Raw genomic sequence first — 25,402 nt, 5'->3', positions numbered from 1 at the left:
AAGTTGTGCTAGAATGATGGGTGATTCAAACCAATGTATTCCATGAAAATTCCCGGAAGAGTGGTGGGAGGAATACATGAGAAAAAATGGATTACGAAACCTGCCGACGATGGAACAGCCATATGAAAAATGCCTGGAAAACGGCCCGGAAAGCCTTTCCGACGCGGAGCTTCTGGCTGTCATTTTACGATGTGGGGCAAGGGGAAAAACATCCCTGGAGCTCGCAAGAGAAATTCTTTCCCTTCCCGGAAAAGAGGAGGGCCTGTTAGGACTCTATCACTGTACAAGACAGGAACTTCTGCAGATCCGCGGAGTCGGGGAAGTAAAAGCGATCCAGCTCCAGTGCATCGGTGAGCTTTCCAAACGAATGGCCGCGGCCGGAGCAAGAAAAGGTCTCTGCTTTCATGATCCGGCTTCCATTGCGGATTATTACATGGAACGTCTCCGCCACGAGGATCAGGAGGTTCTTCTCTGCATGATGCTGGACACAAAAAATCAGCTTCTCGGAGAAAAGGAAATCACAAGAGGAACGGTCAATGCGACGATGATTTCGCCGCGGGAGCTTTTTCTTGCGGCACTGCAGTTCCGTGCGGTTCATATTCTGCTGGTTCACAACCATCCAAGCGGAATCCCGGAACCAAGCGGTGACGATATTACCGTGACACGGCAGATCCGGCGGGCGGGCGAAATGCTCGGCATTACCCTGCTGGATCACATTATTATCGGGGATCACTGTTATACCAGTATGCTGGAACAGGGAATCTGATCCCGAAAATCCGAGGCAGAAATGCCCAAAGGAAGGGAACAAGTTAAAGGAGCACGATGCAGATTCGAAATGTATACGGCATAGACCTTGGCACCAGTACCGTCAAAATCTATGACCTGAAGAAAGACACAATCACAAAAGAAAAAAATATGATTGCCATACGCAACCGCGAACAGGTGATTGCCGTTGGAAATTACGCATATGAAATGCACGAGAGAACGCCTTCCAATATCGAGGTAATTACCCCCATGAGCAACGGACGCATTGCGAATGTATTGATGGTAGAAGCCGTTTTGCACACGCTTCTCCATCGCTGTACGCGCCACATGGGATACCGCCCGGAGCTGTATTTTTCAGTTCCCTGCGATATGACAGAGATTGAACGGCGTTCTTATTATACGATTGCACATAAGGGAGCCTTAAAAAACTGCCGCATGTATCTTGTGGATAAACCAATCGCGGATGCGCTGGCACTTGGCATTCCGATCAACCGCACGAAGGGTTCCATGATTGTCAACATCGGAGCGCAGAGCACAGAGATTTCTGTTATCGCCAACGCGAGGGTTATTTTTTCCAGAATCATCCCGGTAGGCGGAAAACAGTTCAACGAATCGATATGCAATCTGAACCGCCGCAAAAACAATTTCCAGATTGGCTCCAAAACAGCCAAACGTGTCAAGATTGCGCTGGCGGATCTTGGAACAGACAAAAAAGAGGCGCGGAAGGTGCGCGGCGTAGATGGTGCATCCGGTCTTCCAATGGAAGGGATCATTACTTCTTCCCTCGTAAACGAAGCACTCCTTTCCGGTGTTAATGAGATCGGCGAGGAACTCAAGCATGCGCTGGAGCGTACACCGCCGCAGATCCACGATCATATCCAGAAAGAGGGTATTTACATCACCGGCGGAAGCACAAGGATTCCGAACATTGACCGCTATCTTTCGAGACAGCTCGGCTGTCCGGTGCAGCTTTCCCAGTATTATGACCTCTGTACCATCTGTGGGCTCAAGGAACTGATCACGCACGATGCGCTGCATCGCTGGGCTTACACGGTAAATAAAAAGAAGTAAATCTATCAAAAAGGACCCGCTATGAATAAGAAGAAAAAATTTCAGCTAAAAAGCAAACATTTACTTTTCATCATGACGTTCCTGTGTCTCTCCGGCATTTTAGGCAGTGCAGCAGACAAAATGCCGGTCACGCCGATCCGGGAAGCCGCAGGCTTTGTGATCATCCCGTTTCAGAACGGAATTAACCAGATCGGTGCGTATTTGACAGACTGTCTGACCGGTTTCCAGAACGTCAAAAAACTGTCTGCCGAGAAAGAGGAGCTTGAACAGAAGGTCACGGATCTGACTGAGGAAAACAATCAGCTTGTACAGGAGCAGCAGGAGCTGCAGCGTCTTCAGGAGCTGTATCAGCTGGACCAGTCCTACTCGGAATATGAAAAAGTAGCAGCACAGGTCATCTCAAAGGATCCGGGCAACTGGTATGATACCTTTGTCATCAACAAAGGATCAAATGACGGGATTCAGAAAGATATGAACGTTATTGCAGACGGCGGTCTTGTTGGACTTGTTGAGGAGGTAAGTTCCAATTCCGCTACTGTCCGCTCTATCATTGATGACTCCAGTTCTGTGAGCGCCATGACAGCATCTACCTCGGATACGTGTATTGTATCGGGTGATCTGCGCCTGATCAGCGACGGAAAGCTTGCCTTTTCCCAGCTGAATACAACCGACACGGTAGCTGAGGGCGAAAAGATTGTGACATCGAACATCAGTGATAAATACCTCCGCGGTATTCTGATCGGCTATGTCAGTGAAATCACCGAGGACTCCAATCACCTGACGAAAAAGGGATACATCATTCCTGTTGTGGATTTTCAACATATTCAGGAAGTTCTCGTGATCAAAGAATTAAAACAGCAGGGAGGAGAGTAAATGCGCAGAAAAATCACGCTTGCCTTTCTGATTCTTGCAGCTTTCCTGTTACAGACAACTGTATTTCAGTATTTTCAGATCGCGTCCGTAACGCCGAACCTTCTTCTGATTCTGACGTCCGCCTTTGGGTTGATGCGCGGAAAAAAAGAGGGACTGATGGTCGGATTTTTCAGCGGTCTGATGATTGATCTGTTCTACGGCAGCCTGTTTGGATTTTACGCACTGCTCTACATGTATATCGGTTATCTGAACGGCTTTTTCTGCAAAGTCTTCTATGACGATGATATTAAGGTACACATTGTACTGGTCGCTGCCAGCGATCTTGTCTACAGTCTGCTGATGTATGTGCTGCAGTTCCTGCTGCGCGTGCGCCTGCACTTTTTCGATTATCTGGCGCATATTATTCTGCCGGAAATGGTATACACGGTAGTGCTCTCCATTCTGCTTTACCGGCTTTTATTTATCATCAACCGTAAACTGACCGAAAATGAAATGGAAGGACAACAGTCGCCATGGCTAAGAAGATAAGAAAACTTTTCCGCAGACTCGGTGAAAACCGCACCCTATTGCTTGGTGTGGTTTTCCTTGCTATGTTTGCCGTCCTGATCGGAAGACTTTTTATCCTGCAGGTGGTGCATGGAGAAGAGTATGCGGATAATTTTGAACTGCAAATCACAAAAACCAGAACCCTTGATAGTACAAGAGGAAATATTTATGACCGGAACGGAAAACTGATCGCTGGAAATAAGGTTTCCTACTCCGTAACCATCGAGGATAACGGAACGTACAACACGACAAAAGAACGTATTCTCTCTCTGAACGCAGAACTCTATCGTCTCTGTAAGCTGATTCGTGCAAACGGAGACTCGATTGACACCAGCACCTTCCCGATTGAAGTGGATGAGAACGGTGCGTTTGTTTTTACAGGTGAAGAGGGAACGACCCGCGACCGTTTCCGTGCAGACATTTATGGACAGAAGAAAATCGACGATATGACGGCAGAACAGAAGAGTTCCAGTGCCGAAACGCTGATGACATTTCTTGCCGGACCGGACGGCTTTGGCCTGGATGCCTATTCTGACGATGAAAAATACGCATATTCTGCCAAAGATTTTGAAGAGTATGGTCTTCCATACCAGACAGACGAATCCGGAAATGCGGTCCTTTCTCTTTCCAATCAGGAGCGTCTGGAAATTCTGGTGATCCGCTATAAGATGAAACAGACGAATTATCAGAAGTATGTCCGCGTGACAGTTGCTTCCGGCGTCAGCAGCAATACAACTGCATCGATTGCAGAGAATGAAGATGTTCTGCAGGGTGTCAGCATTTCGGAAGATTCCGAGCGTGTATATTATGACGGAAAGTATTTTTCCTCTCTGATCGGTTATACGGGCCAGGCGTCCTCAGACGAGCTGACAGAACTGAATGAAGAGCTGAAGAGCCAGGGAAAAGAAGAAACGTATTCCACGGAATCCATCGTCGGAAAATCTGGTCTGGAACAGTATATGGAGACAATCCTTCAGGGAACCGACGGATCAGAAGAGATTATCGTTAATAACGTCGGAAAAGAGCTGGAAACGGTAGAAGGATCCCTGGTTGAGCCAAAACAGGGAAATAACGTCTATCTTTCGATTGATTATGACCTGCAGATTGCGGTATATAAAATTCTGGAACAGAGAATTGCCGGCATTCTGAAACAGTATCTGAGTGATGTAAAATCCGTTGATACCTCAACACTTGCCAATACGGATGCCGTTCCGATTCCAATTTACGATGTATACAATGCACTGATCGAAAACAGCACGATTGATATTTCCCATTTCTCGGCGGCGGATGCCACGGAGCGTGAGCAGCGGATCTATGCACTGTTCCAGCAGAAGCTCCAGCAGGTGCTTGCCGAGATTACGCAGGAACTGACCGTTGAAACAGCAACCGTTTACAACGACCTCAGCGATGAAATGCAGGAATATGAGACCTTCATCGTGGATAAGCTGCTTTCCAGTACGATGGGTATTCTTTCTTCAACAGCAATTAATGAGAAAGACGCCACCTATCAGGCATGGAATGACGGAACGATTTCTCTTCGTGATTACCTGACGTATGCGGCAAGCCAGAACTGGATTGATGTCTCAGCACTGACGCAGGATGATGCTTACCTGGATTCTCAGGAGGTTTATCAGAAGCTGACGGAGGTTATTCTGGACCGTCTGGCAAACAATACAACATTTGCAAAAAAGATGTATCACTATATGCTGCTACAGGATATGCTCGATGGCTATGATATCTGCAATCTGATGTATGATCAGAACCTTCTGACGAAAGAGGATGACGATTATGCCGCTTATGTTGCAGGAAATATGACACCGTTCCAGCTTCTGTCCGATAAAATCGCCAAACTGGAAATCACCCCGGCACAGCTTGCACTCGATCCGTGTTCCGGTTCTGCTGTCATTACGGACCCGAATACCGGTGCTATTTTAGCCTGTGTTTCCTATCCTGGCTACGACAACAACCGCCTGGCAAACCAGATGGATACCGCATACTGGGCAAAATTGAATACCGATGAATCCAGCCCGCTGTACAACAAAGCAACCCAGCAGAAGACGGCTCCTGGTTCCACTTTTAAACCGCTGATGGCGGTTGCCGGATTAAGCGAAGGCATAATTACTCCGACCAGTACCATCAACTGCAACGGTCTGTTCGGGGAAGGACTTGTCAACGAATCTGACTATGTCCACTGCCATCAGTTGAGCGGCCACGGAGATCTGAACATTGTCGGTGCCATCCAGAACTCCTGCAACGTGTTCTTCTGTACGCTTGGATATCGTCTGGGACTCGATGAGAACGGCACCTTTAAACAGAAGCGCTCTCTGGAAATGATCCAGAAATATGCCGATATGTTTAAGCTGGATGAAAAGACTGGAATCGAAATTTCGGAAACCGATCCGAATGTAACCGATTCCCTCCCGATCCCTTCCTCGATTGGTCAGGGTACCAACAACTATACGACGACACAGCTTGCACGCTATGTCACAACGATTGCAAATTCCGGTACGGTTTATAATCTTTCCCTTCTGCAGAAAGCAACGGATTCGGATGGCAATGACATCGATATGGGCGCAGATTTCGGCCCGACGGTAAATTCAGAAATGGATGTTGATTCCAACATCTGGGATCTGGTACACGAAGGCATGCGAAAAGTAATCAGCGTATCCAATGCGACCATTTTCCCGGAATCCTGGCCGGTAGAGCTTTCCGGAAAAACCGGTACCGCGCAGGAAGACCGTACACGTGCAAACCATGGACTGTTTATCGGCTTCTCTCACTATGAGAGCAGAGACGATATTGCTCTTGCCGTCCGCATTCCGTTTGGATATTCTTCTATGAACGCAGAGTTGGTAGCTAAGGATATCTTAGATTATTACTATGGCCTCTCAGACGATATTCTGTCCGGTCAGGCAAACTCCAACGGTGTTGCAAGCGTGAGAGCAGACTAAGGAATTTTCCGGCAGAAACGAAGCCTGGGAAGAAAGCTGCAAAAGAGAAAGGATGCGTTTTTAAACAAAGGTTTGGACGCATCCTGCGGCATGAAAATGCAGAACAGTTTTCAACAAGGAGGTTCCAGATGAGTGAAGTCATTGTAATTACATCAGGAAAAGGCGGCGTCGGAAAGACGACAACCGCAGCAAATATCGGAATCGGGCTGGCACAGCTTGGAAAGAAAGTTGTGATGGTAGATACCGACATCGGTCTTCGAAACCTGGATGTCGTGCTCGGCCTTGAAAACCGGATTGTCTACAATCTTGTGGATGTTGTGGAGGGCAACTGCCGGATGAAGCAGGCGCTAATCCGCGACAAACGGTACGAGCAGCTCTACCTTCTCCCGTCTGCCCAGACGAGGGACAAGACAAGCGTAACGCCCGAGCAGATGAAAAAACTCTGCGATGAATTAAAACAGAGCTTTGATTTTGTTCTTCTTGACTGTCCGGCAGGCATTGAGCAGGGATTTGCAAATGCAGTTGCCGGTGCCAATAAGGCAATTGTTGTGACTACGCCGGAGGTTTCGGCCATCCGGGACGCGGACCGCATCATCGGCCTTCTGGAGGCGCAGGATCTGAGGGATATCTCTCTTGTCATCAATCGTATCCGGCCGGATATGGTAAAACGCGGTGAAATGATGTCGGTGGATGATGTACAGGAAATTCTTGCTGTTCCGCTGCTCGGCATTCTGCCCGATGATGAGCAGGTAGTAATCGCCACCAACCAGGGCGAAGCGATCGCTGGAAGCGGTTCCAAGGCAGGAGAAGCCTTTACGAATATCAGCCACAGGATCCTCGGGGAGAGTGTTCCCTACTTGGATCTTGACAGCAAAAAGGGATTTTTCCGCCGCGTATTCGGGCGATAGGAGGGAACTGGTATGGGTTTATTTTCAGGCAGAAAGCCGCACTCCGGCCTCGTTGCAAAAGAACGTCTGTCCAATCTTTTAATGGCAGAACGTCTGAACTGTTCTCCGGCATCGCTTCAGATGCTGAAAAATGATCTTTCTGCTGCTGCAGGAAAATACCTTACCGTTGAGGCGGATGAAATTTCCGTCACCATTACACAAACAACCCCTGTCATACTGACAGCGAAAATACCATTGAAAAGAAACGAGGAGTATCATGTTAAGACGATATAAGCTGAAAAATTATAATTTCCGGCTGGTCATTCTTCTGATTGCCATCAGCATTATTGGTGTGCTTCTGATCGGAAGTGCAGACAGTGCAGACCAGAAAAAACAGGCCATCGGAGTCGTATTGGGCGTAGTCATCATGATTATTGTCTCTTTGCTTGACTATAGCTGGCTTCTGAATTTTTACTGGGTTCTTTACATCGGAAATCTGATGATGCTTGGCGTTCTTTATCTCGGCGGTTCTACCGCAAAAAACACGTTTGGTGCGACCCGTTGGATTCAGATCGGAAGCTTTCAGTTTCAGCCGACCGAGCTGTCAAAAATCTTTCTGATCATGTTTTTTGCGATGTTTCTGATGAAGCATGAAGAAGATCTGAATACGGCGAAAACCATTTTTACCGCGATCGGGCTTCTGATTCCGCCGCTCGTTATGATTTACCGTCAGCCGGATTTGAAAAATACGATTACGGTCATGGTTCTGTTCTGCTTTATGATGTATGTGGCGGGCTTAAGCTACAAAGTTATCGCCGTTGTTCTGGTTTCCGGTTCAGCACTGGTACTTGCGCTTCTGCTTGTCATTACGCAGGTGAATTTCCAGCTTCCGGCGGCTCTTGACAAGACGATTGGTTATCAGCTTGGGCGAATTCAGGACTGGTTAAGCGATGATGCCGACAACGCCGACGGCCGTCTCCAGCAGCAGAATTCCATTACAGCCATCGGTTCCGGAAAGCTGACCGGAAAAGGACTCAACAACAATAAAGTTTCTTCCGCAAATAAGGGAAATTTCGTTTCCCAGAACCATAATGACTTTATTTTTGCAGTGGCAGGAGAGGAACTTGGTTTCTTTGGATGCTGCGGAATCATCCTGCTCCTGTTCCTGATTCTCGTCGAATGCATCCGGACTTCCCGGAAAGCAAAAGATCTGTCAGGAACGTTGATCTGCTGCGGTATGGCAGGACTCATTGCCTTTCAGAGCTTTCTGAATATCAGTGTTGCAACCGGAATCCTGCCGAACACCGGTACACCGCTTCCGTTCGTCAGCTATGGACTGACATCCCTTGTAACACTTTACATCGGAATGGGGCTTGTCCTGAATGTCGGACTGCAGAACCGGGATTTTGTAACCAGAAACTATGAATTACTAAGGAGGAAAACCATCAATGAACATCGGATTGATCGCGCATGATGCAAAAAAAACGCTGCTTCAGAACTTGTGTATCGCCTACCGCTCGGTACTTGCCAAGCATACTCTTTACGCAACCGGAACTTCCGGCCGTCTGGTAGAAGAGGCAACCGGACTTAACGTCCGCAAATATCTGGCTGGACACGTTGGAGGCGTTCAGCAGATGGGTTCTCAGATTGAACAGAATGATCTGGATCTTGTGATTTTCCTGCGGGATCCGGAACAGCCGAAACAGCATGAGCCGGATGTCCATCGGATTATCCGTCTCTGCGACGTACACAGCATTCCGCTTGCCACCAATCTTGCAACGGCAGAAATGCTGATCAAATCATTAGACAGAGGAGAAATGGACTGGCGTGAAATCTACCGGAGAAACGACTAATACTACAGAAAAAGAACAGAAACTGCCTGTAACGGAGAAAAACGGGACTGCTCCGGAAAAAACCGAACATATTTTAAACCGCCTGATCATCGGCGCGGGTGTCTGTGTTGCTGTTATTGCAGTTCTGATCGGTGTGAAACTGTACCGTCAGGACCGCCAGATGGACATTACAGAGCCGTTTGCGCGAAGTATGGTGCTCGCCTCCGATCCGCTTTCGGCAGAAAAACGGTTTCAGGCTGAAACGCTCTCTGCCGATCTCTGTGTCGGTGAGACGAGCGTACCGCTGAATGATATCTCGTTTTCTTCACAGGTAAAGGCCGGACTGTTTGATCTGGATCACAAAAAAGTATTGTTCGCGCAGAATATGTATGATCAGGTCTACCCAGCCAGCATCACGAAGATCATGACGGCTCTCCTTGCCATGGAATACAACCAGCCGGATACGCAGGTAACGATCACAGAAGAGGATCTTGCGCTGGAAGATGGATCCCAGATGAGTGGACTGGCCGTGGGCGATACGGTAACGATGGATCAGCTTTTCCATGCATTGTTGATTTATTCTGCCAACGATGCTGCTATGGCGATTGCCCGCCAGGTAGGCGGAAGTGTAGAGAATTTCGTTCAGATGATGAACGATAAGGCAGCTTCCCTTGCCATGACCGGTACGCATTTTGCAAACCCGCACGGTCTTCACAATGAGAATCATTACACTACTGCATATGATGTTTATCTGATGCTGTATGCTGCCTATCAGCATACGGAATTCCAGAATACGATGTCAATGTCTTCCTACACGCTGAACATAACGCATGCGGACGGTACGGCGGGAACGATCTATTTAAGCTCCACGGACAAATATCTGACCGGAGAGAAAAACGCACCGGAAAATGTGACGGTGCTCGGCGGAAAAACCGGAACGACCGATGAGGCCGGTTCCTGCCTGGCACTGGTATCCCAGAATGCATACGGAGAACCGTTTATCTCTGTCATTCTTCATGCATCAACAAAAGTGGAACTGTACGAGGACATGAACACTCTTCTTTCCAATATCAACTCCTGACGTAATCTTTTTGCAATCCCCCGGACGGCGTTTTTTCTGCCTATCCGGGAGATTGTCGTATCCGTTTAGAAAAACAGAGCTCCTTTCCCTGCGAATTAGAAGATTTTTCAGAATTTTTTCATTTTACCATTGAAAACGTTGGTGAATTGTACTATAATTAAACCATGAACTTAAAGGTTTTTGGTGAAAATATCTTATTCTAATCTAAGGAGGAAACTGCTATGGTTCAATTAATTGTAGGCAAGAAGGGAAAAGGCAAAACAAAACAGCTGTTAGACAAAGTAAATGCAGAGGTAAAAACCGCAAACGGAAATATCGTGTATATTGACAAGAGCACAAAGCACATGTTTGAATTAAACAACAAAGTACGTCTGATTTCCGCAACCGACTATCCTCTGAAAAACAGTGATGAATTTATCGGATTTATCTGCGGTATCGTTTCTCAGGACCACGATCTCGCAAGCGTTTATCTCGACAGCTTCCTGAAAGTAGCAAAACTGGAAGGAGAGGACATCACAGATTGTGTTGAACAGCTGGAAGGCATTGGCAAGCAGTATAACATTACCTTCGTATTAAGTGTCTCCATGGATAAAGAAGAGCTTCCGGAAGGCATGCAGGATAAGATTATCGTTGCACTGTAACCAAAACTGTATTATAATAATTGCATAGCGACAAAACCAAAGGACGGCGCTTACGGCACCGTCCTTTTAGCGCATGGATTAAACAATAAAAGGAGCATACATTTTGTCTAAGCAGAAAAAGAACAGCCGCCGGCATTCGAGAATCCGTTTCCCTTTTCCAGCGTTGAATATTGGAAATATCATCTTTGGAGCCCTTTTTTTCTATATGGCAGTTTCACTTTTCTTTTACCTGACCGCCGATCATATCAAATCTTTTCAGGTTGTGCAGGGAACTTTATCCCGGAATGATACCTATACCGCATTCGCCATGCGGACAGAGAGTGTGCAGCTTTCCTCCGGCAGCGGATATGTTCAGTTCTATACCCCAAATGCATCGAAAATCAGCCGCGGAAGCGCTGTTTATGGGATTTCCGCAACAGAAAATGCCGATACCTCTGGTATTTCGGCAGATGCGGCAACGAGAACGTCGCTTCGTTCCTCGCTCGCACGTTTTTCTTCTGATTATGATTCCAGTTCCTTTTCCGGCATTTATCAGCTGAAAACAGAACTTTCCGCAAAGCTGCTTGCCGCTGCCGCTGAAAACGGAGATTCCTCATCACAGACGATATTTTATGCAGATCAGGACGGTGTTGTCGTCTACGGCAGTGATGGATATGAAAGCTATACGGAGGACAGCCTTACGCCGGAGCTTTTCTCTACGAAAGCCTCTGTGGTTTCCTTTGATTCCGGCGCGCAGACGGAGCCTGGAAATGCAGTATACCGTCTGGTGACAGATGAGCAGTGGGAAATTGCCGTTCCGGTGACGAATAAGCAGGTCGTTACACTTTCCAATTTCAGTACGATAAAAGTTAAATTTCTGAAAGACGGAAAAACACAGACGGGAACACTGAATCTAAAGTCCATTAACGATCAGAACTATGCTGTCATTTCGTTTACAAGCGGGATGATCCGTTATGCGGAAGACCGTTTTCTTTCAATAGAGCTGGTCACAAACACTGGAAGCGGACTGAAAATTCCAAATACTGCCATCACGGAAAAAGATTTCTATAAAATCCCGGCGCAGATGCTCGTACAGGGCGGAGACAGCAATTCTTCCGGTTTCCTGCGGGAAAAGACCGATAAAAAAGGAAATGTCATGCTGGATGATAACGGACAGCCGGTGACAGAATTTGTAAACGCCACGATCTATGAGCAGGTCAATGATGAAAATGATAATCCGGTCGAATATTACGTCGACATGGCCGCTTTTAATGATGGAGATATACTTCGTGCACAGGATTCCGCCACAACGTATCAGATTGGAGAAACGGTTCCGCTGCAGGGTGTTTACTGCATCAACAAAGGATATGCTGTATTCCGCAAAATTCAGATCATCGATCAGAATGCGGAGTATTCTATCATAAAAAAACAAACGCAATACGGCATTTCGCAGTATGATTATATTGTGGAAAATGCATCCACCGTCAGTGAAGAAGATATTGTGCATTAAATACTGGAGGTTAGAAAGATATGCTGAAAGAGAACTATGAAGAAGTCCAGAAGAAAATTACAGAAGCCTGCAAAAGAGCCGGACGGAACCGGGAGGAAGTTACCCTGATTGCGGTCAGCAAGACAAAACCGGTCGAAATGCTTTCCGAAATCTATGATCTTGGCGAACGCAATTTCGGTGAAAACAAAGTGCAGGAGCTGACAGAAAAAGAGGAAGTGCTGCCAAAGGATATCCACTGGCACATGATCGGTCATCTGCAGCGGAATAAAGTAAAATACATTGCAGGAAAAGTTGCCCTGATTCATTCTGTCGATTCTCTTCGTCTGGCAAAAACGATCAGTGAGGAAGCGGTAAAGCACAACTGCGAAATCCCGATCCTGATCGAGGTAAACGTTGCCGGCGAGGAAAGCAAGTTTGGTGTCTCCGTAGAGGAAACCCTTCCATTGATTGAAGAAATCGCAAAACTTCCGGCAATTCATGTGGAGGGACTTATGACCATTGCACCGTATGTGGAAGATCCAGAAGAAAATCGTCCGGTTTTTCGCAAATTAAAGGAATTAAGTGTTGACATTGCCGCCAAAAACATTAATAATGTACGTATGGCCATTTTGAGCATGGGCATGACCGGCGATTACGAAGTAGCAGTAGAAGAAGGCGCCACTTTAGTACGGGTTGGAACCGGAGTCTTTGGCGAACGGGATTACAGTAAAAGATAACAGGAAGTCTTTCCAAGAAGAGTGACCCCGCGCATTCTGCACGGCTGTCTGGCCAAATGCCACAGGACTAAAAATAGGAGAGTATAAGAATGAGTGTTTTAGACAAATTTCTGGATGCCATCCGGCTGAACGACGATTACGAGGAAGAGGATGCTGATTCGGATAGCTTCTTCGATGAAGAAGACGATGATATAGAAGAAAAACCAAAGAAACGTTTCTTCCGTAAACTGGAGAACGAGGATGAGGACGAAGAGGAAGAGCCGCAGGCGAAACCGGTTCACACTGCACCGCGTAAACAGCCGGCGCCAAAGACCACCGCTTCAAGCCAGGCTGCTGCTGCACGAGCTCCAAAGCCAGCTGCTCCGGTTTCCTCGAAAGTTACTCCAATGAGAAAGAAAGCAGGTGCATTAAATATGGAAGTATGCGTCATCAAACCGGCTTCCATGGAGGATACCCGTGAAATCGCGGATACGCTTCTGGCCGGATGTACCGTTGTCCTTAACTTAGAAGGCATTGATGTGGATATTGCCCAGAGAATCATTGATTTCTGCTGTGGTGCATGCTACTGCATGAGCGGAAGTCTGCAGAAAGTTTCCAGCTATATTTTCATCCTGACACCGTCCAGTGTAGAAATTTCCGGCGACATCCAGGATATCTTAAGCGGAGCTTTTGATCTTCCAAATATCCGTACCGATTATTAAAGAAAATTATCTTTGCAGTAAATTAAAATGGATCTACTGGATCAATTATTGATTTACTTAGTAACAAAGGAAAAGCATCAGATGCAGGATTCTGATGCTTTTTTCATGAAAGAACATACAGGAGGCATAATTTATGAAAACACTTACCGTTAAAAGAGAAGGCACATCTACTGAATTTTCTTATGAAATTGTCTGGGACGGCAGCTACGAACGCCTCGCCGGCTGTGTGGAGAACTTAAAACTCCCTGCAAAAAAGGCCTGCATTGTCACAGACAGCACGGTTTCAGAACTGTATCTGGAAGAGGTAAAAAATGTACTGTCCCCGCTGTTTGAGACCGTAACCGCATTTGTTTTCCCGGCTGGTGAAGCAAGCAAAAATCTGGATACCGTCAAAGATCTGTACACGCATCTGATTGAAAACCACTTTGAGAGAAAAGACATTTTATTCGCACTCGGCGGCGGTGTCGTTGGGGATCTGACCGGCTATGCGGCGGCAACGTATCTGCGCGGCATTGATTTCATCCAGCTTCCGACGACACTGCTTGCACAGGTAGATTCCAGCGTTGGAGGAAAAACGGGCGTCGATTTCGACCAGTACAAAAATATGGTCGGTGCATTCCATCATCCACGTCTTGTCTATATGAATATGGCAACCTTAAAATCCCTGAACGGCGAACAGTTTGCCTGCGGTATGGGAGAAGTCCTGAAAACAGGTCTGATCCGCGATGAAAAATTCTACATCTGGACCATCAATCACATGTCTGAGATCGAAGAGCGGATTGAGCCGGTATTAACGAAAATGATCCAGAAATGCTGCGATATCAAACGCCAGGTTGTAGAAAATGACCCAACAGAACAGGGAGAGCGTGCCGTTTTAAATCTTGGCCATACGATCGGTCATGCCATTGAAAAGCTCAAAAACTTCGAACTGCTCCATGGCCAGTGCGTTGCACTTGGAACCGTTGCTGCTGCCTATATTTCCTACAAGAGAAGTTATCTCTCCGATGAAGAGTTTTACGAGATTCGTGATATGAACGTCGGTTTCTATCTGCCAATCACCGTGGACGGCCTGAAATCGGAAGATATTCTGGCTGCAACAAAATCGGACAAGAAAATGGAACAGGGTACGATCAAATTCATCCTTCTGGAGTCTGTCGGCCATGCTGTGGTGGACCGCACGGTTACAGATGAAGAAATGCTGGAAGCTATCAATTCTATTAATGGAGATCTGATCGATGAAGAGTAAAAAACTTTCTCCGCTGGCCGTTTATCTGGTTTGCGCGGCAGCAATTGTCCTTCTGCTTGCAGCAGATCAGTATACAAAATCACTGGCAGTGCAGTATCTGAAGGACCAGCCGTCGATCGAGCTCATTCCAGGGGTTTTGGAGCTGTTTTATCTGGAAAACCGCGGTATGGCATTCGGACTTCTGCAGGATCAGTACTGGCTGTTTGCTATGATGACGGTATTGTTTCTGATCGTCATGGTGATCGTCTTTTACAAGCTTCCAAAGACACGCCGCTTTTTACCGCTTTTTGCCGTGCTGACTGTTCTGACGGCTGGTGCGGTCGGAAATTTTTACGATCGTTTTCTGAATCACTATGTCGTTGATTTCATCTACGTTTCGCTGATCAACTTTCCGGTTTTTAACGTAGCTGATATTTATGTCACCGTATCGGTCGCTGTCTTTTTACTGCTGTATCTGTTGTACTACAAGGACGAAGACTTCGCATTTCTGCATAAAAACGCCAAAAAGGAGGAGTCCGATGGCTGAAGAAGAACGGATTTTGGAAGTTACACCGGATTTTGACGGAAAACGGATTGATCAGTGCCTGGCCGCATCTTTTTCGGACTGTTCCCGTTCTTTTCTGCAGAAGCTTTTAAAAGACGGAAAGGTTTCGATCAACGGAAAAACGCAGAAAGCAAGCAGTAAGGTTGCCGCCGGTGATGCCGTTCTGGTGCTTCTGCCGGAACCGGAAGAACTGAACGTGGATCCAGAAAACATTCCGCTTGATATTCTGTACGAGGATGATGATCTTCTGGTCGTCAATAAGCCCAAGGGGATGGTCGTACATCCGGCGGCAGGCCACAGCAGCGGAACACTGGTCAATGCGGTTCTGTATCACTGCCGCGGAAATCTCTCCGGCATCAACGGCGTTCTGCGCCCCGGAATCGTCCACAGAATCGATATGGACACAACGGGTGCCCTGGTTATCTGTAAGAGCGATTTCGCCCACCAGAGCCTCGCAGAACAGCTCTCTGTACATTCCATTACCCGAAAGTACCGGGCAATTGTCCATGGGAATCTGAAAGAGGACGAGGGAACCGTGCGCGGTGCAATCGGCCGCCATCCGACAGACCGGAAAAAGATGGCGATTAATGAACGGAACGGAAAACCGGCGGTCACACATTACCGTGTGCTGGAACGCCTTGGAAATTATACGTATATTGAATGCCAGCTGGAAACCGGCCGGACGCATCAGATCCGTGTCCATATGGCAAGTATCGGGCATCCGCTGCTTGGCGATGCGGTTTATGGCCCGAAGAAATGCCCGGTGAAAAACCTGCAGGGACAGACGCTGCATGCGATGGTACTTGGATTTATCCATCCACGGACCGGTGCCTATATGGAGTTTGAGGCGCCGATTCCGGAATATTTTTCCAATCTGTTGCTGCAGTTTCGAAAAAATGTCTGAAACCGCTTAAAAAGAATGATATTTTAAAAAGTATATAGTTAATTTGTATAAGTTTTATCAAAATGTTCTGTACTTTCTGTGAATTCTGTAGTATACTGGATGTAACGAAAAAACGCGAGTTACTACATCTGTGAAAGCAGATTATTGTGACGGAATGGAAAGGAGCGGATTATATGAAAACTATCATAACGATTGGACGTCAGTACGGAAGCGCCGGACATTCCATTGGTAAGATTTTAGCGGATGACCTGGGAATTAAGTACTATGACAAAGAGCTGCTGGAGAGAGCAGCAAAGGACAGCGGATTATGCCAGGAATTGTTCGAAAACCACGATGAAAAACCAACCAACAGCTTTTTATACTCTCTGGTTATGGACAGTTACTCCTTCGGCTATGGATCTACCATGATGGATATGCCGCTGAACCAGAAGGTATTTCTGGCACAGTTTGATGCCATCAAGAAGATTTCGCAGGACGGTCCGTGTGTCATCGTAGGCCGCTGTGCAGATTATGCACTGGAGGAAAATCCGAACGTGCTGAGCATCTTTATTAAAGCAGATATGCAGGATCGCATCCGCCGTATCGCAAAGCTGTATGATCTTTCCGATGCAAAAGCAAAAGACAAGATCACAAAGATCGACAAACAGCGTGCAAGCTACTACAATTACTACACCAGCAAACGCTGGGGCGAGGTAGACAGCTACGACCTGTGCCTGAACAGCAGTGTATTCGGTATCGATGGAACCGTAGATATGATCAAACAGGCAATTGAAGTTAAAGAAGCGGGAATCCGCAAGATTTTCAGCACCTGATCAAAACAGAACATAGGAGAAACGACCCTCCTCTTAAAAATAAGAGGAGGGTCATTTTATGAAAGGATTTTAAAGATGAGAATTGTTATACAACGTGTAAAAAGAGCAAGTGTTTCGGTGGAAGAGAAGGTTGTCGGATCGATTCAGAAAGGTTTTCTGGTTCTGATCGGTGTCGGCCAGGGGGACGATGAAGCAACAGCAGACAAGTATATGAAAAAACTGCTGGGACTGCGTATTTTTGAAGATGAAAATGGAAAGACGAACAAGTCCCTGGCAGATGTGGATGGACAGCTTCTGATGGTTTCACAATTTACCCTGTATGCCAACTGTAAAAAGGGAAACCGTCCAAGCTTCACGGAAGCAGGCGAGCCGCACAGAGCAGAAGAACTGTATGAATATATGGTCGCGAAAGCACGGGAACAGGTTCCTGTTGTCGAAACGGGAGTGTTCGGGGCTGAGATGGAAGTATCACTGGTGAATGATGGGCCGTTTACGGTGATCTTAGAGGATCTGTAAATAAAATTTTTTTGTTTGCCGAATCGGTAAAACAGAACGTGGTTTGCGAGATCTGTGAAACCTGTTTTTGTCTAGAGATAGTGTACCATCATCGTACTGAATTGTTTGTATTTATATAGTTTACATAAAATGATTATGTGAACTTGTGAAGAGGAGAAAATCTTTTATGCCGCAATTTGACTATCAGCAGCTGTGTCACTTTGTCCTTCCGGAACAGGGGGGACTGTCGGTGGAAACAATTCTAAAACGTTTTCTGCACCTGACACCACGTGAAATCCGCCATGCCAAATATATTCCGGATGGAATTCAGAAAAATGGTGTTTCCTGCCGCACAAATGCAGTCGTCCAGACTGGAGATACGATCACTTTTCGATATGAGCAGAAGTGTCCCCACCTTTCCGAAGATCAGGTTCTGCCGGTATCAGGTGATTCTGCCGGCGTACGGATTCTCTATGAGGACAGTGATCTCTGTGTCGCAGACAAGCCATCCGGTATGGTCTGCCACGCTTCCCACGGCCATTATTTCGATTCCCTGACACATGCTGTCGCATCCCTGTTAAAAACACCGACAGCGCCTTCTGAACTCCGCTGCATCGGCCGTCTTGACAAAGATACATCGGGTCTGGTACTATTTGCAAAGAATCAGCTGGCTGCTGCCAGACTGTCCCGGCAGCGGGAGAGCGGCGCGCTGAAAAAAGAATACCTGGCTCTGGTACACCATCCCTTTTCCGAAGAAACGCAAAAAGAAACCATTCGTCTTTCCATGGAGCAAATTCCAGGAGATGACCCTGATTCTTTCGATCCGTCTGGGAAACGTATCACTAAAATGCGTATCTGTAAAGAAGGGAACGGCCTGTGGGCTATTACACACTACGAGGCTGTCCTTCAGGATCCTTTCTGGGCCGTCGTGTGCTGCCGTCTGGAAACCGGCCGCACGCATCAGATCCGCCTTCACATGGCATCTATTGGACATCCACTTTTCGGAGATCCGCTCTACGGAGTCCGCGACGGCGGTACCCGTGCCGCGCTCCATGCCTGGAAACTGCACTTTCTGCAGCCGATGACAGGAGAACCAATTGATCTGGAAAATATTCGAACGCACATGTTCGATTAAATATATTTGAAGTATAAGGAGAACATTTTATGGAAGAACAGAAAGAACACAAACGCCGCGTCCGCTACAAAGGCACACATCCGCGGAATTACAATGAGAAATACAAAGAACTGAATCCGGAGAAATATCAGGGGACCATTGAGCATGTGATCCAAAAGGGAAGCACACCGGCCGGCATGCATATCCCGATTCTCGTAGATGAAATCCTCGATTTTCTCAAGATCGAGCCGGGACAGAACGGACTTGATGCAACACTCGGATACGGCGGCCACAGCTCCCGTATGCTTGCATGCCTGCAGGGAAAAGGGCATCTCTGTGCGCTGGATGTCGATCCGATCGAGATGGCAAAAACAAAAGAACGACTGGCCGCGCAGGGGTACGGCTCTGAGATTTTAACGATTCTTCATCAGAATTTTGCCAATATTGATCAGGTTGCTGCCGAATACGGCCCCTTTGACTTCATTCTGGCGGATCTTGGTGTTTCCTCCATGCAGATTGATAATCCGGAGCGCGGCTTTTCCTACAAATATGATGGACCGCTGGATCTTCGCCTGAATCCGGAGGCAGGAATTTCTGCGGCCGAGCGTCTGCGCACGGTTGCACGCGATGAACTGGAAGGCATGCTCATTGAAAACGCCGATGAACCGTATGCAGAAGAAATTTCCCAGGCTGTTACGCGGGCACTTCGGAAAGGAAAGAAAATTGACACTACGTTTACACTGCGTGATCTGATCGCTGAAGCACTGGATTTTCTTCCGAAAGACGAGAAAAAAGAAGCCATCAAAAAATCCTGCGCCCGCACCTTCCAGGCACTGCGGATCGATGTAAACAACGAATATGAGGTTCTGGAAGCATTCATGGAAAAACTCCCGGATGCTCTTGCTCCGGGCGGCAGAGCGGCAATTCTGACGTTCCATTCCGGCGAAGACCGGCTTGTGAAAAAGTCCATGAAGGGACTGTATCAGATCGGTATTTATTCCGAATATTCAAAAGAAGTCATTCGTCCTTCCAAAGAAGAATGCATCCGCAACAGCCGTGCAAGTTCAACGAAAATGCGCTGGGCAATTAAGGCGGAGTAACTAAAAAAAGCAGGAGAGAAGTCGTCTCCATAAAAAAGAGGAATCAACGAATGGGATATAATCCCTGTTGATTCCTCTTTTGGTTTCTGATATGTTTTTATTCCTCATGCTCCGGCATGGACTCCCGCAGCCGTACCGCTGTGGCAGCCTGACGGCGCCTTGCATCGTCCATGGCAGCATAATGCTTCTTCGTCGTATTGACATCCTTATGGCCGAGAACATCCGCAACAAGATAAATATCGCCTGTTTCCTGATACAGCGTCGTACCGTACGTACTACGCAGTTTATGCGGCGTAATTTTCTTCGTTGTCGTCACCTGGGACGCATATTTCTTCACCAGATTTTCCACCGTCTTGACGTTGATCCGTTTTCTCTGCGCCGAATAGAAGAGTGCGTGTTCGTGTCCTGCCACAGGCGTAATACCTGCGCGGACTTCGATATACTTTTTCAGTGCCTCGGCAACTTCATCTCCAAAGTAGACAAACATTTCATTTCCACCTTTTCGAAGCACTTTGATGCCATTGTTTTTAAAATCGACATCCTCAATATCTAACCCGACACATTCCGACACACGGATTCCCGTGCCAAGCAGAAGAGTAATGATTGCAAAATCACGTTCCTTTGTTTTTTCATAGTAGGCCCGCTGATGATTGCTCAGCCCGTCGCCGCAGGATTCAATAAAATCGAGAAGCTCCGCAACCTCATTTGGCTCCAGACGGATAATTTCTTTTTCATGGAGCTTCGGCATATCGATAAGCAGCGTAGGATTTGTCTCAATCAGTTCCTTTTTGAAATAATAGGAATAGAACGTCCGAAGTGCCGACAATTTTCGTTTCAGGCCTTTTTCCCCGTTGGTGGTATAAGATTCCTGGGAACCGATATAAGCCTTTAAATATTCTGTGTATTCCTCAAGATCAAGTGCAGTGACCTGGTCAAGCACATCAACGGACATCTGATCCATGGGAATTTTGGCAAGTTCCGGATTTTCTTTCTGCAGATACTGAAAAAAGATCCGAAGGTCATATGCATATTTGATTCGTGTGCTGGTCGATGTCGTTGTGCTGATGCCGCGGAAAAATTCGGAAGTAAAAGAGGGAAGCGTCTTCAGAACCTCGCGGAGCTTCAGTGTATTTTCCATATCGGTTTGTTCGTGATACGTAATTTTTGATTTCATAACTGCAAATGAGCCTTTCTAAACAGAAAAACCGGGAAAATGAAAGAAGTATTTCTTCTATATAACTATTCGGGAAACGCAGGTTTTTCGAATAGTTGAAGAGTTACTTTCAGAAATCACCGGTTTTTCTTCTGAAACCGCCGAATTTTACAGGCCGATTTCTTGTTCGTTTTTTCACAACATTTTTTATTTTCTTCTTTTATTTTTCAGGATAAAAATCTTAATACTCCGATTACCTTTCCTACGATCTGCAGATCATTCACAAGGATCGGATCCATCTCATCGTTTTCCGGCTGCAGGCGGAAATAACCGTCTTCCTTGTAGAATGTTTTTACTGTAGCGGAATCATTGACCAGAGCGACAATTTTTTCTCCATTTTCCGCAGTTGCCTGTTGTTCCACAAGAACAAGGTCACCGTCTAAAATACCTGCATTTACCATGCTTTCGCCCTGTACCTTTAAAAGGAACGTTTCTGCGTTTGGCAGACGGTCTACCGGCATCGGAAAATATCCTTCAATATTCTCTACCGCAAGAATCGGTTCTCCGGCAGCTACTTTGCCGATCAGCGGAATCTGTGCAACCTCACTCTGGGATGCGGTGTCTTCCGATGCAATTCCCTGGATTGCACCAAGGCGGCCGGTATGGAATCCTTCATCGCAGATTTCAATGGCTCTCGGTTTTGTTGCATCTCGTTTGATATAGCCTTTCCGCTCCAGTGTTTCCAGATGTGCATGTACCGAGGATGTAGAACGAAGGGAAACCGCTTCGCAGATCTCACGCACAGACGGCGGGAATCCTCTCTGCAAAATTTCCTGTTTTAAATATTCGAGAATCTGTCTCTGTTTCTCTGTCAGTTTATTTTTGTCTCCAGCCATCGTATGTTCCTCCTGTCGTTTCGTTTTTTATATGAATTAGGGTAGTCCCCTCTTTCTATACGATATTTGCTTAAAATATACCAAATAAATTTTACCATAAATCCAACCGGAACGCAAACAAAAGTTTCGAAAATTTGTTCGTATTTCGTATTGACAAACATACGTTCTTTTATTATAATGAACATATATTCGAAAGAACAAATGTTCACGTAGCACAACTACTCTTCTATCACAAATCAAGGGGGAATTTTACATGAGTACCAATGCAAAGAAAAGAAAATCACTGAGAGAAAGACGAAAAATCCAGAGAAGAAAACTGCAGATCCGCGCAGCCGCCGCTCTCCTGTCTCTGGTTGCCGTCACATTTCTTTTAATCTTCCACTTCACGCCGCAGAATACGCAGGCAGACAGTGAGCCGAAAGCTCCAACCTACAAATACTACACCAGTATCCGCGTTTCTTCCGGCGATACACTGTGGGATATCGCCAAAGAATACCGTACAGAAGAATACTCCGATATTTCCAGTTACATTGCTGAGGTCCGTGAGATCAATCACCTGAGTTCCAACCAGATCACGGACGGTATGTATCTCTGCATTCCGTATTACTCCGAGGAGTATAAATCATGAAATTCAAGAAATAATTTACATAATTCGGTTATGTAAACAAAGCAAAAAAACAGCTTCCAAAATGCACGGAACCTTCTAAAACAGCATGTTCGGGAAGCATGGTTTACCAAATAAAGAATGAATGTGAAAAGCAGAAACGTCCCGCAAATGAAATTTCTCATCTGCGGGACGTTTCTGCTATCTTATGCTTTTTTTAATCCTCTTCAATATGCTCCTGTCCCTGTGCGATGATTGTCCGTACATGACCATCTGCAAGAGAGTAGAACACCGATTTTCCTTCTCGTCTGCTCTTTACCAGCTTATTCTGCTTCAGAATGCGAAGCTGGTGGGAAATTGCGGACTGTGTCATGTGCAGTGCTTCTGCCAGGTCGCAGACGCATACCTCTGCCTCAAACAGGACAAACAGGATCTGGATCCGCGTGGAATCACCAAATACCTTGAAAAGCTCTGCCAGATCGTAAAGCTCTGTTTCATCCGGCATGGTCTCATTGACAATCTTTACCAGATTTTCATGAACCTCACAGGAGTCACAGCACAGATCAGCTTCTTCCGGATTGATTTTTGCCATTTTGTGTCCTCGTCTTTCTATAAATTTTTCACAAACAGAGCACGAATTGCATTCAGAACCGCCAGAATCATAACTCCGACATCTGCGAAAATTGCCATCCACATGTTAGCGATACCGATGGCTCCCAGAAGCAGGAACAATACTTTGATACCAATTGCAAAATAAATATTCTCATAAACAATGTGAATACATTTTCTGGAAATGTGAATTGCTTTGGAAATCTTGAGCGGATCGTCGTCCATCAGAACGATATCAGCTGCTTCAATTGCTGCGTCGGAACCAAGTGCTCCCATCGCAATACCGATATCGGCACGGGACAGTACCGGTGCATCGTTGATGCCGTCACCTACGAAGGCAAGTTTTTCTTTTTCTGTCTTTGCAGCAAGCAGCTCTTCCACTTTACTTACTTTGTCACCAGGAAGCAGTTCGCTGTAAACTTCATCAATTCCAAGATCTGCAGCTACCTGATCGGCTATCCGCCTGGAGTCTCCGGTCAGCATAATCGTCTTTTTAATACCGGATTTCCGCAGCGCCTGAATCGCCTCTTTCGCATGCGGTTTGATCATATCACAGATCAGGATATGTCCGGCATACTTGCCGTCTACAGCAACATGGACGATGGTGCCGACGCTGTGGCAGTCGATATAATCAACGCCAAGGCGCTCCATCAGTTTTGCATTTCCGGCAGCGACATTTTTACCGTCTACCTTTGCTGTTACACCGTTTCCGCTGATCTCTTCGATGTCCGTGACACGGCTTCGGTCGATCAGTTTTCCATATGCTCTCTGCAGACTCTTGCTGATCGGATGGCTCGAAGCACACTCAGCAAGTGCTGCGTATTCCAGAACATCTTCCTGACTGATCGTATTGTGGTGAATACCGGCTACTTCAAAGACACCCTGTGTCATGGTACCGGTTTTATCGAATACAACGTATTTGGTCTGGGAAAGTGTTTCCAGATAGTTGGAACCTTTCACCAGGACACCTTCATGGCTTGCGCCGCCGATACCGGCGAAGAAGCTGAGCGGAATACTGATGACCAGTGCACAAGGGCAGCTGATAACCAGGAAGGTCAGCGCACGGTAAATCCATACGCTCCACTCAGGAGCGGCACTTAAAAACAGCATCCGTACCAGCGGCGGCAGGATTGCCAGCGCCAGCGCACCGTAGCAGACGGCCGGTGTATAGTATTTCGCAAATTTGGAAATAAAGTTCTCGGATCTTGATTTCTTGGAGCTGGAGTTTTCCACAAGGTCCAGAATTTTGGATACGGTGGACTCTCCAAACTCTTTCGTTGTTTTTACTTTAATCAGACCGGACATATTGATACATCCGCTGATGACTTCGTCTCCATCCCGGGCGTCACGCGGAACACTCTCTCCGGTCAGGGCACTGGTATTCAGTGTGGTGTTTCCTTCTTCGATCACACCATCGATCGGAATCTTTTCACCAGGCTGTACAACGATGATTGTGCCAACCTCAACTTCATCCGGATCAACCTGCTCGAGTTTTCCGTCTACCTCGATATTTGCATAATCCGGGCGGATATCCATCAGTTCGCTGATGTTCCGGCGGCTCTTTCCGACAGCATAGCTCTGGAACAGTTCGCCGATCTGGTAAAACAGCATAACGGCTACGCCCTCCGGATACTCGCCAAGCAGAATGGCACCGACCGTTGCAACAGCCATCAGAAAGTTTTCATCAAATACCTGTTTGTTCAGGATTCCCTTCCAGGCCTTTTTCAGGATATCGTATCCGATGACCAGATAAGGAACCATAAAGGTTGCAAATCGCACATAGCCGGTTGTCGGCAGTACCGCGCAGAGAATCAGAAGAACCGATGCAACGATGACGCGGATGAGAACCTTTTTCTGTTTCTTATTCATACATATGCCTCCTTTGTTCTTACCGCCGGATGAAAAAATCCAGCATTTCATCCCAGAGATTTACAGATCCAAATCCGCTGCTCCAGAGAGAAAATACTGGATTTTTCTCGAGCTGAACCGCAGACAGGTTTTAGAATCTATTCTGCTCCAGCTTTTTCTTCCATCCGCCGATGAAAGTTTTTTATTTTAGAGGAAGATCTCGCAGTCATCCTCAACTTTTTTGCAGTTTTTCAGAACATCCTGCATAACGCTCTTTGGATCCTGTCCGTCTTCGAACTCAACGATCATTTTGAGCATCATAAAGTTTACGGTAGCATCCTTTACACCTGCTGTGTTTTTTGCAGCCTCTTCCATTTTGTTTGCACAGTTTGCGCAGTCAACATCGATCTTATACGTTTTCTTCATCGCTTTTGATCTCCTTTTTCATTTTCACTGTTCATATGAACATTTATTCATATGTTTGTTTTTATTATAGCACCAGTGATGCAATTGTCAATGGAAAA

At 46.6% G+C, this 25,402-nt stretch carries 27 protein-coding genes; 22 read left to right on the top strand and 5 right to left on the bottom strand.

The features are described 5' to 3' along the window. The first annotated feature begins 76 nt into the window (after positions 1–76). From radC to rsmH, 21 genes are all read left to right on the top strand, one after another. On the top strand, positions 77–766 hold the full coding sequence (gene radC / locus DXD92_RS12580; protein ID WP_022462847.1) for a RadC family protein: 690 nt from the start codon (positions 77–79) through the stop codon (positions 764–766). Positions 767–822: 56 nt separating this feature from the next. After that, positions 823–1,836 (top strand): rod shape-determining protein, encoded by a 1,014-nt coding sequence (locus DXD92_RS12575; protein WP_118640615.1) that lies wholly within the window; start codon positions 823–825, stop codon positions 1,834–1,836. 21 nt (positions 1,837–1,857) lie between these two features. Further along, positions 1,858–2,709: a rod shape-determining protein MreC gene (mreC, locus tag DXD92_RS12570; RefSeq protein WP_055228139.1), complete on the top strand. Its 852-nt coding sequence runs from the start codon at positions 1,858–1,860 to the stop codon at positions 2,707–2,709. Next, the gene (gene mreD, locus DXD92_RS12565; protein ID WP_022462850.1) at positions 2,710–3,237 is read left to right on the top strand and encodes a rod shape-determining protein MreD; all 528 of its coding nucleotides are present in this window, start codon (positions 2,710–2,712) and stop codon (positions 3,235–3,237) included. Then, positions 3,222–6,206, top strand: a complete 2,985-nt coding sequence (locus DXD92_RS12560; RefSeq protein ID WP_118640614.1) for a penicillin-binding transpeptidase domain-containing protein — start codon at positions 3,222–3,224, stop codon at positions 6,204–6,206. Before mreD ends, DXD92_RS12560 begins: the two co-directional genes overlap by 16 nt. A gap of 128 nt (positions 6,207–6,334) precedes the next feature. Then, a complete protein-coding gene (gene minD / locus DXD92_RS12555; RefSeq protein WP_022462852.1) occupies positions 6,335–7,114 on the top strand; it encodes a septum site-determining protein MinD in 780 nt (259 codons plus the stop codon). A gap of 12 nt (positions 7,115–7,126) precedes the next feature. After that, a complete protein-coding gene (locus DXD92_RS12550; RefSeq protein WP_022462853.1) occupies positions 7,127–7,387 on the top strand; it encodes a cell division topological specificity factor MinE in 261 nt (86 codons plus the stop codon). Further along, positions 7,371–8,567: an FtsW/RodA/SpoVE family cell cycle protein gene (locus DXD92_RS12545; RefSeq protein ID WP_022462854.1), complete on the top strand. Its 1,197-nt coding sequence runs from the start codon at positions 7,371–7,373 to the stop codon at positions 8,565–8,567. The genes DXD92_RS12550 and DXD92_RS12545 overlap by 17 nt, the downstream gene beginning before the upstream one ends. Further along, entirely contained in the window at positions 8,542–8,946 is a 405-nt protein-coding gene (gene mgsA / locus DXD92_RS12540; RefSeq protein WP_022462855.1) for a methylglyoxal synthase, read from the top strand. Before DXD92_RS12545 ends, mgsA begins: the two co-directional genes overlap by 26 nt. After that, a complete protein-coding gene (locus DXD92_RS12535; RefSeq protein ID WP_243104895.1) occupies positions 8,921–10,006 on the top strand; it encodes a D-alanyl-D-alanine carboxypeptidase family protein in 1,086 nt (361 codons plus the stop codon). The genes mgsA and DXD92_RS12535 overlap by 26 nt, the downstream gene beginning before the upstream one ends. Positions 10,007–10,227: 221 nt before the next feature. Next, entirely contained in the window at positions 10,228–10,647 is a 420-nt protein-coding gene (locus DXD92_RS12530; RefSeq protein WP_022462857.1) for a hypothetical protein, read from the top strand. Between the two features lie 205 nt (positions 10,648–10,852). Beyond that, on the top strand, positions 10,853–12,136 hold the full coding sequence (locus DXD92_RS12525) for an HlyD family efflux transporter periplasmic adaptor subunit (RefSeq protein ID WP_147398221.1): 1,284 nt from the start codon (positions 10,853–10,855) through the stop codon (positions 12,134–12,136). A gap of 20 nt (positions 12,137–12,156) precedes the next feature. Continuing rightward, entirely contained in the window at positions 12,157–12,852 is a 696-nt protein-coding gene (locus DXD92_RS12520) for a YggS family pyridoxal phosphate-dependent enzyme (protein ID WP_022462859.1), read from the top strand. An 89-nt stretch (positions 12,853–12,941) separates the two neighbouring features. Beyond that, complete coding sequence (locus DXD92_RS12515) at positions 12,942–13,553, top strand: cell division protein SepF (protein ID WP_055217838.1); 612 nt, start codon at positions 12,942–12,944, stop codon at positions 13,551–13,553. Between the two features lie 133 nt (positions 13,554–13,686). Beyond that, on the top strand, positions 13,687–14,799 hold the full coding sequence (aroB, locus tag DXD92_RS12510) for a 3-dehydroquinate synthase (protein ID WP_055217839.1): 1,113 nt from the start codon (positions 13,687–13,689) through the stop codon (positions 14,797–14,799). After that, positions 14,789–15,325, top strand: coding sequence for a signal peptidase II (gene lspA / locus DXD92_RS12505; protein ID WP_022462862.1), 537 nt, complete (start codon positions 14,789–14,791; stop codon positions 15,323–15,325). The genes aroB and lspA overlap by 11 nt, the downstream gene beginning before the upstream one ends. Further along, on the top strand, positions 15,318–16,247 hold the full coding sequence (locus tag DXD92_RS12500; RefSeq protein ID WP_118640613.1) for an RluA family pseudouridine synthase: 930 nt from the start codon (positions 15,318–15,320) through the stop codon (positions 16,245–16,247). The genes lspA and DXD92_RS12500 overlap by 8 nt, the downstream gene beginning before the upstream one ends. Before the next feature lie 173 nt (positions 16,248–16,420). Continuing rightward, positions 16,421–17,059: a cytidylate kinase-like family protein gene (locus tag DXD92_RS12495; protein WP_117508930.1), complete on the top strand. Its 639-nt coding sequence runs from the start codon at positions 16,421–16,423 to the stop codon at positions 17,057–17,059. A 75-nt stretch (positions 17,060–17,134) separates the two neighbouring features. Continuing rightward, positions 17,135–17,575: a D-aminoacyl-tRNA deacylase gene (gene dtd, locus DXD92_RS12490; RefSeq protein ID WP_022462865.1), complete on the top strand. Its 441-nt coding sequence runs from the start codon at positions 17,135–17,137 to the stop codon at positions 17,573–17,575. Positions 17,576–17,741: 166 nt separating this feature from the next. Continuing rightward, entirely contained in the window at positions 17,742–18,689 is a 948-nt protein-coding gene (locus DXD92_RS12485; RefSeq protein WP_118640612.1) for an RluA family pseudouridine synthase, read from the top strand. A gap of 29 nt (positions 18,690–18,718) precedes the next feature. Then, positions 18,719–19,768 (top strand): 16S rRNA (cytosine(1402)-N(4))-methyltransferase RsmH, encoded by a 1,050-nt coding sequence (rsmH, locus tag DXD92_RS12480; protein WP_118640611.1) that lies wholly within the window; start codon positions 18,719–18,721, stop codon positions 19,766–19,768. Between the two features lie 97 nt (positions 19,769–19,865). Here rsmH and DXD92_RS12475 read toward each other — a convergent pair whose 3' ends face one another. Further along, positions 19,866–20,942, bottom strand: a complete 1,077-nt coding sequence (locus DXD92_RS12475) for a tyrosine-type recombinase/integrase (RefSeq protein WP_022462868.1) — start codon at positions 20,940–20,942, stop codon at positions 19,866–19,868. Between the two features lie 206 nt (positions 20,943–21,148). After that, the gene (gene lexA, locus DXD92_RS12470; protein ID WP_055217843.1) at positions 21,149–21,817 is read right to left on the bottom strand and encodes a transcriptional repressor LexA; all 669 of its coding nucleotides are present in this window, start codon (positions 21,815–21,817) and stop codon (positions 21,149–21,151) included. 253 nt (positions 21,818–22,070) lie between these two features. Between lexA and DXD92_RS12465 the strand changes: the two genes are divergently transcribed. Then, positions 22,071–22,445, top strand: coding sequence for a LysM peptidoglycan-binding domain-containing protein (locus tag DXD92_RS12465; RefSeq protein ID WP_022462870.1), 375 nt, complete (start codon positions 22,071–22,073; stop codon positions 22,443–22,445). A gap of 193 nt (positions 22,446–22,638) precedes the next feature. Here the strand turns inward: DXD92_RS12465 and DXD92_RS12460 are convergent, their stop codons facing one another. The 3 genes from DXD92_RS12460 to DXD92_RS12445 form a co-directional block, all read right to left on the bottom strand. Continuing rightward, positions 22,639–23,013: an ArsR/SmtB family transcription factor gene (locus tag DXD92_RS12460; protein ID WP_055217845.1), complete on the bottom strand. Its 375-nt coding sequence runs from the start codon at positions 23,011–23,013 to the stop codon at positions 22,639–22,641. A 17-nt stretch (positions 23,014–23,030) separates the two neighbouring features. Further along, positions 23,031–24,899, bottom strand: coding sequence for a heavy metal translocating P-type ATPase (locus DXD92_RS12455; RefSeq protein WP_118640610.1), 1,869 nt, complete (start codon positions 24,897–24,899; stop codon positions 23,031–23,033). A 186-nt stretch (positions 24,900–25,085) separates the two neighbouring features. Further along, a complete protein-coding gene (locus tag DXD92_RS12445; RefSeq protein ID WP_055266075.1) occupies positions 25,086–25,304 on the bottom strand; it encodes a cation transporter in 219 nt (72 codons plus the stop codon). Between the last annotated feature and the right edge of the window lie 98 nt (positions 25,305–25,402).

Origin of the sequence: Blautia sp. TM10-2, assembly GCF_003480845.1 — a bacterium.
Classification (GTDB): domain Bacteria; phylum Bacillota; class Clostridia; order Lachnospirales; family Lachnospiraceae; genus Fusicatenibacter; species Fusicatenibacter saccharivorans.
The sequence above is the reverse complement of the archived record's forward strand: the minus strand, read 5'-3'. Positions and strand labels throughout refer to the sequence as shown.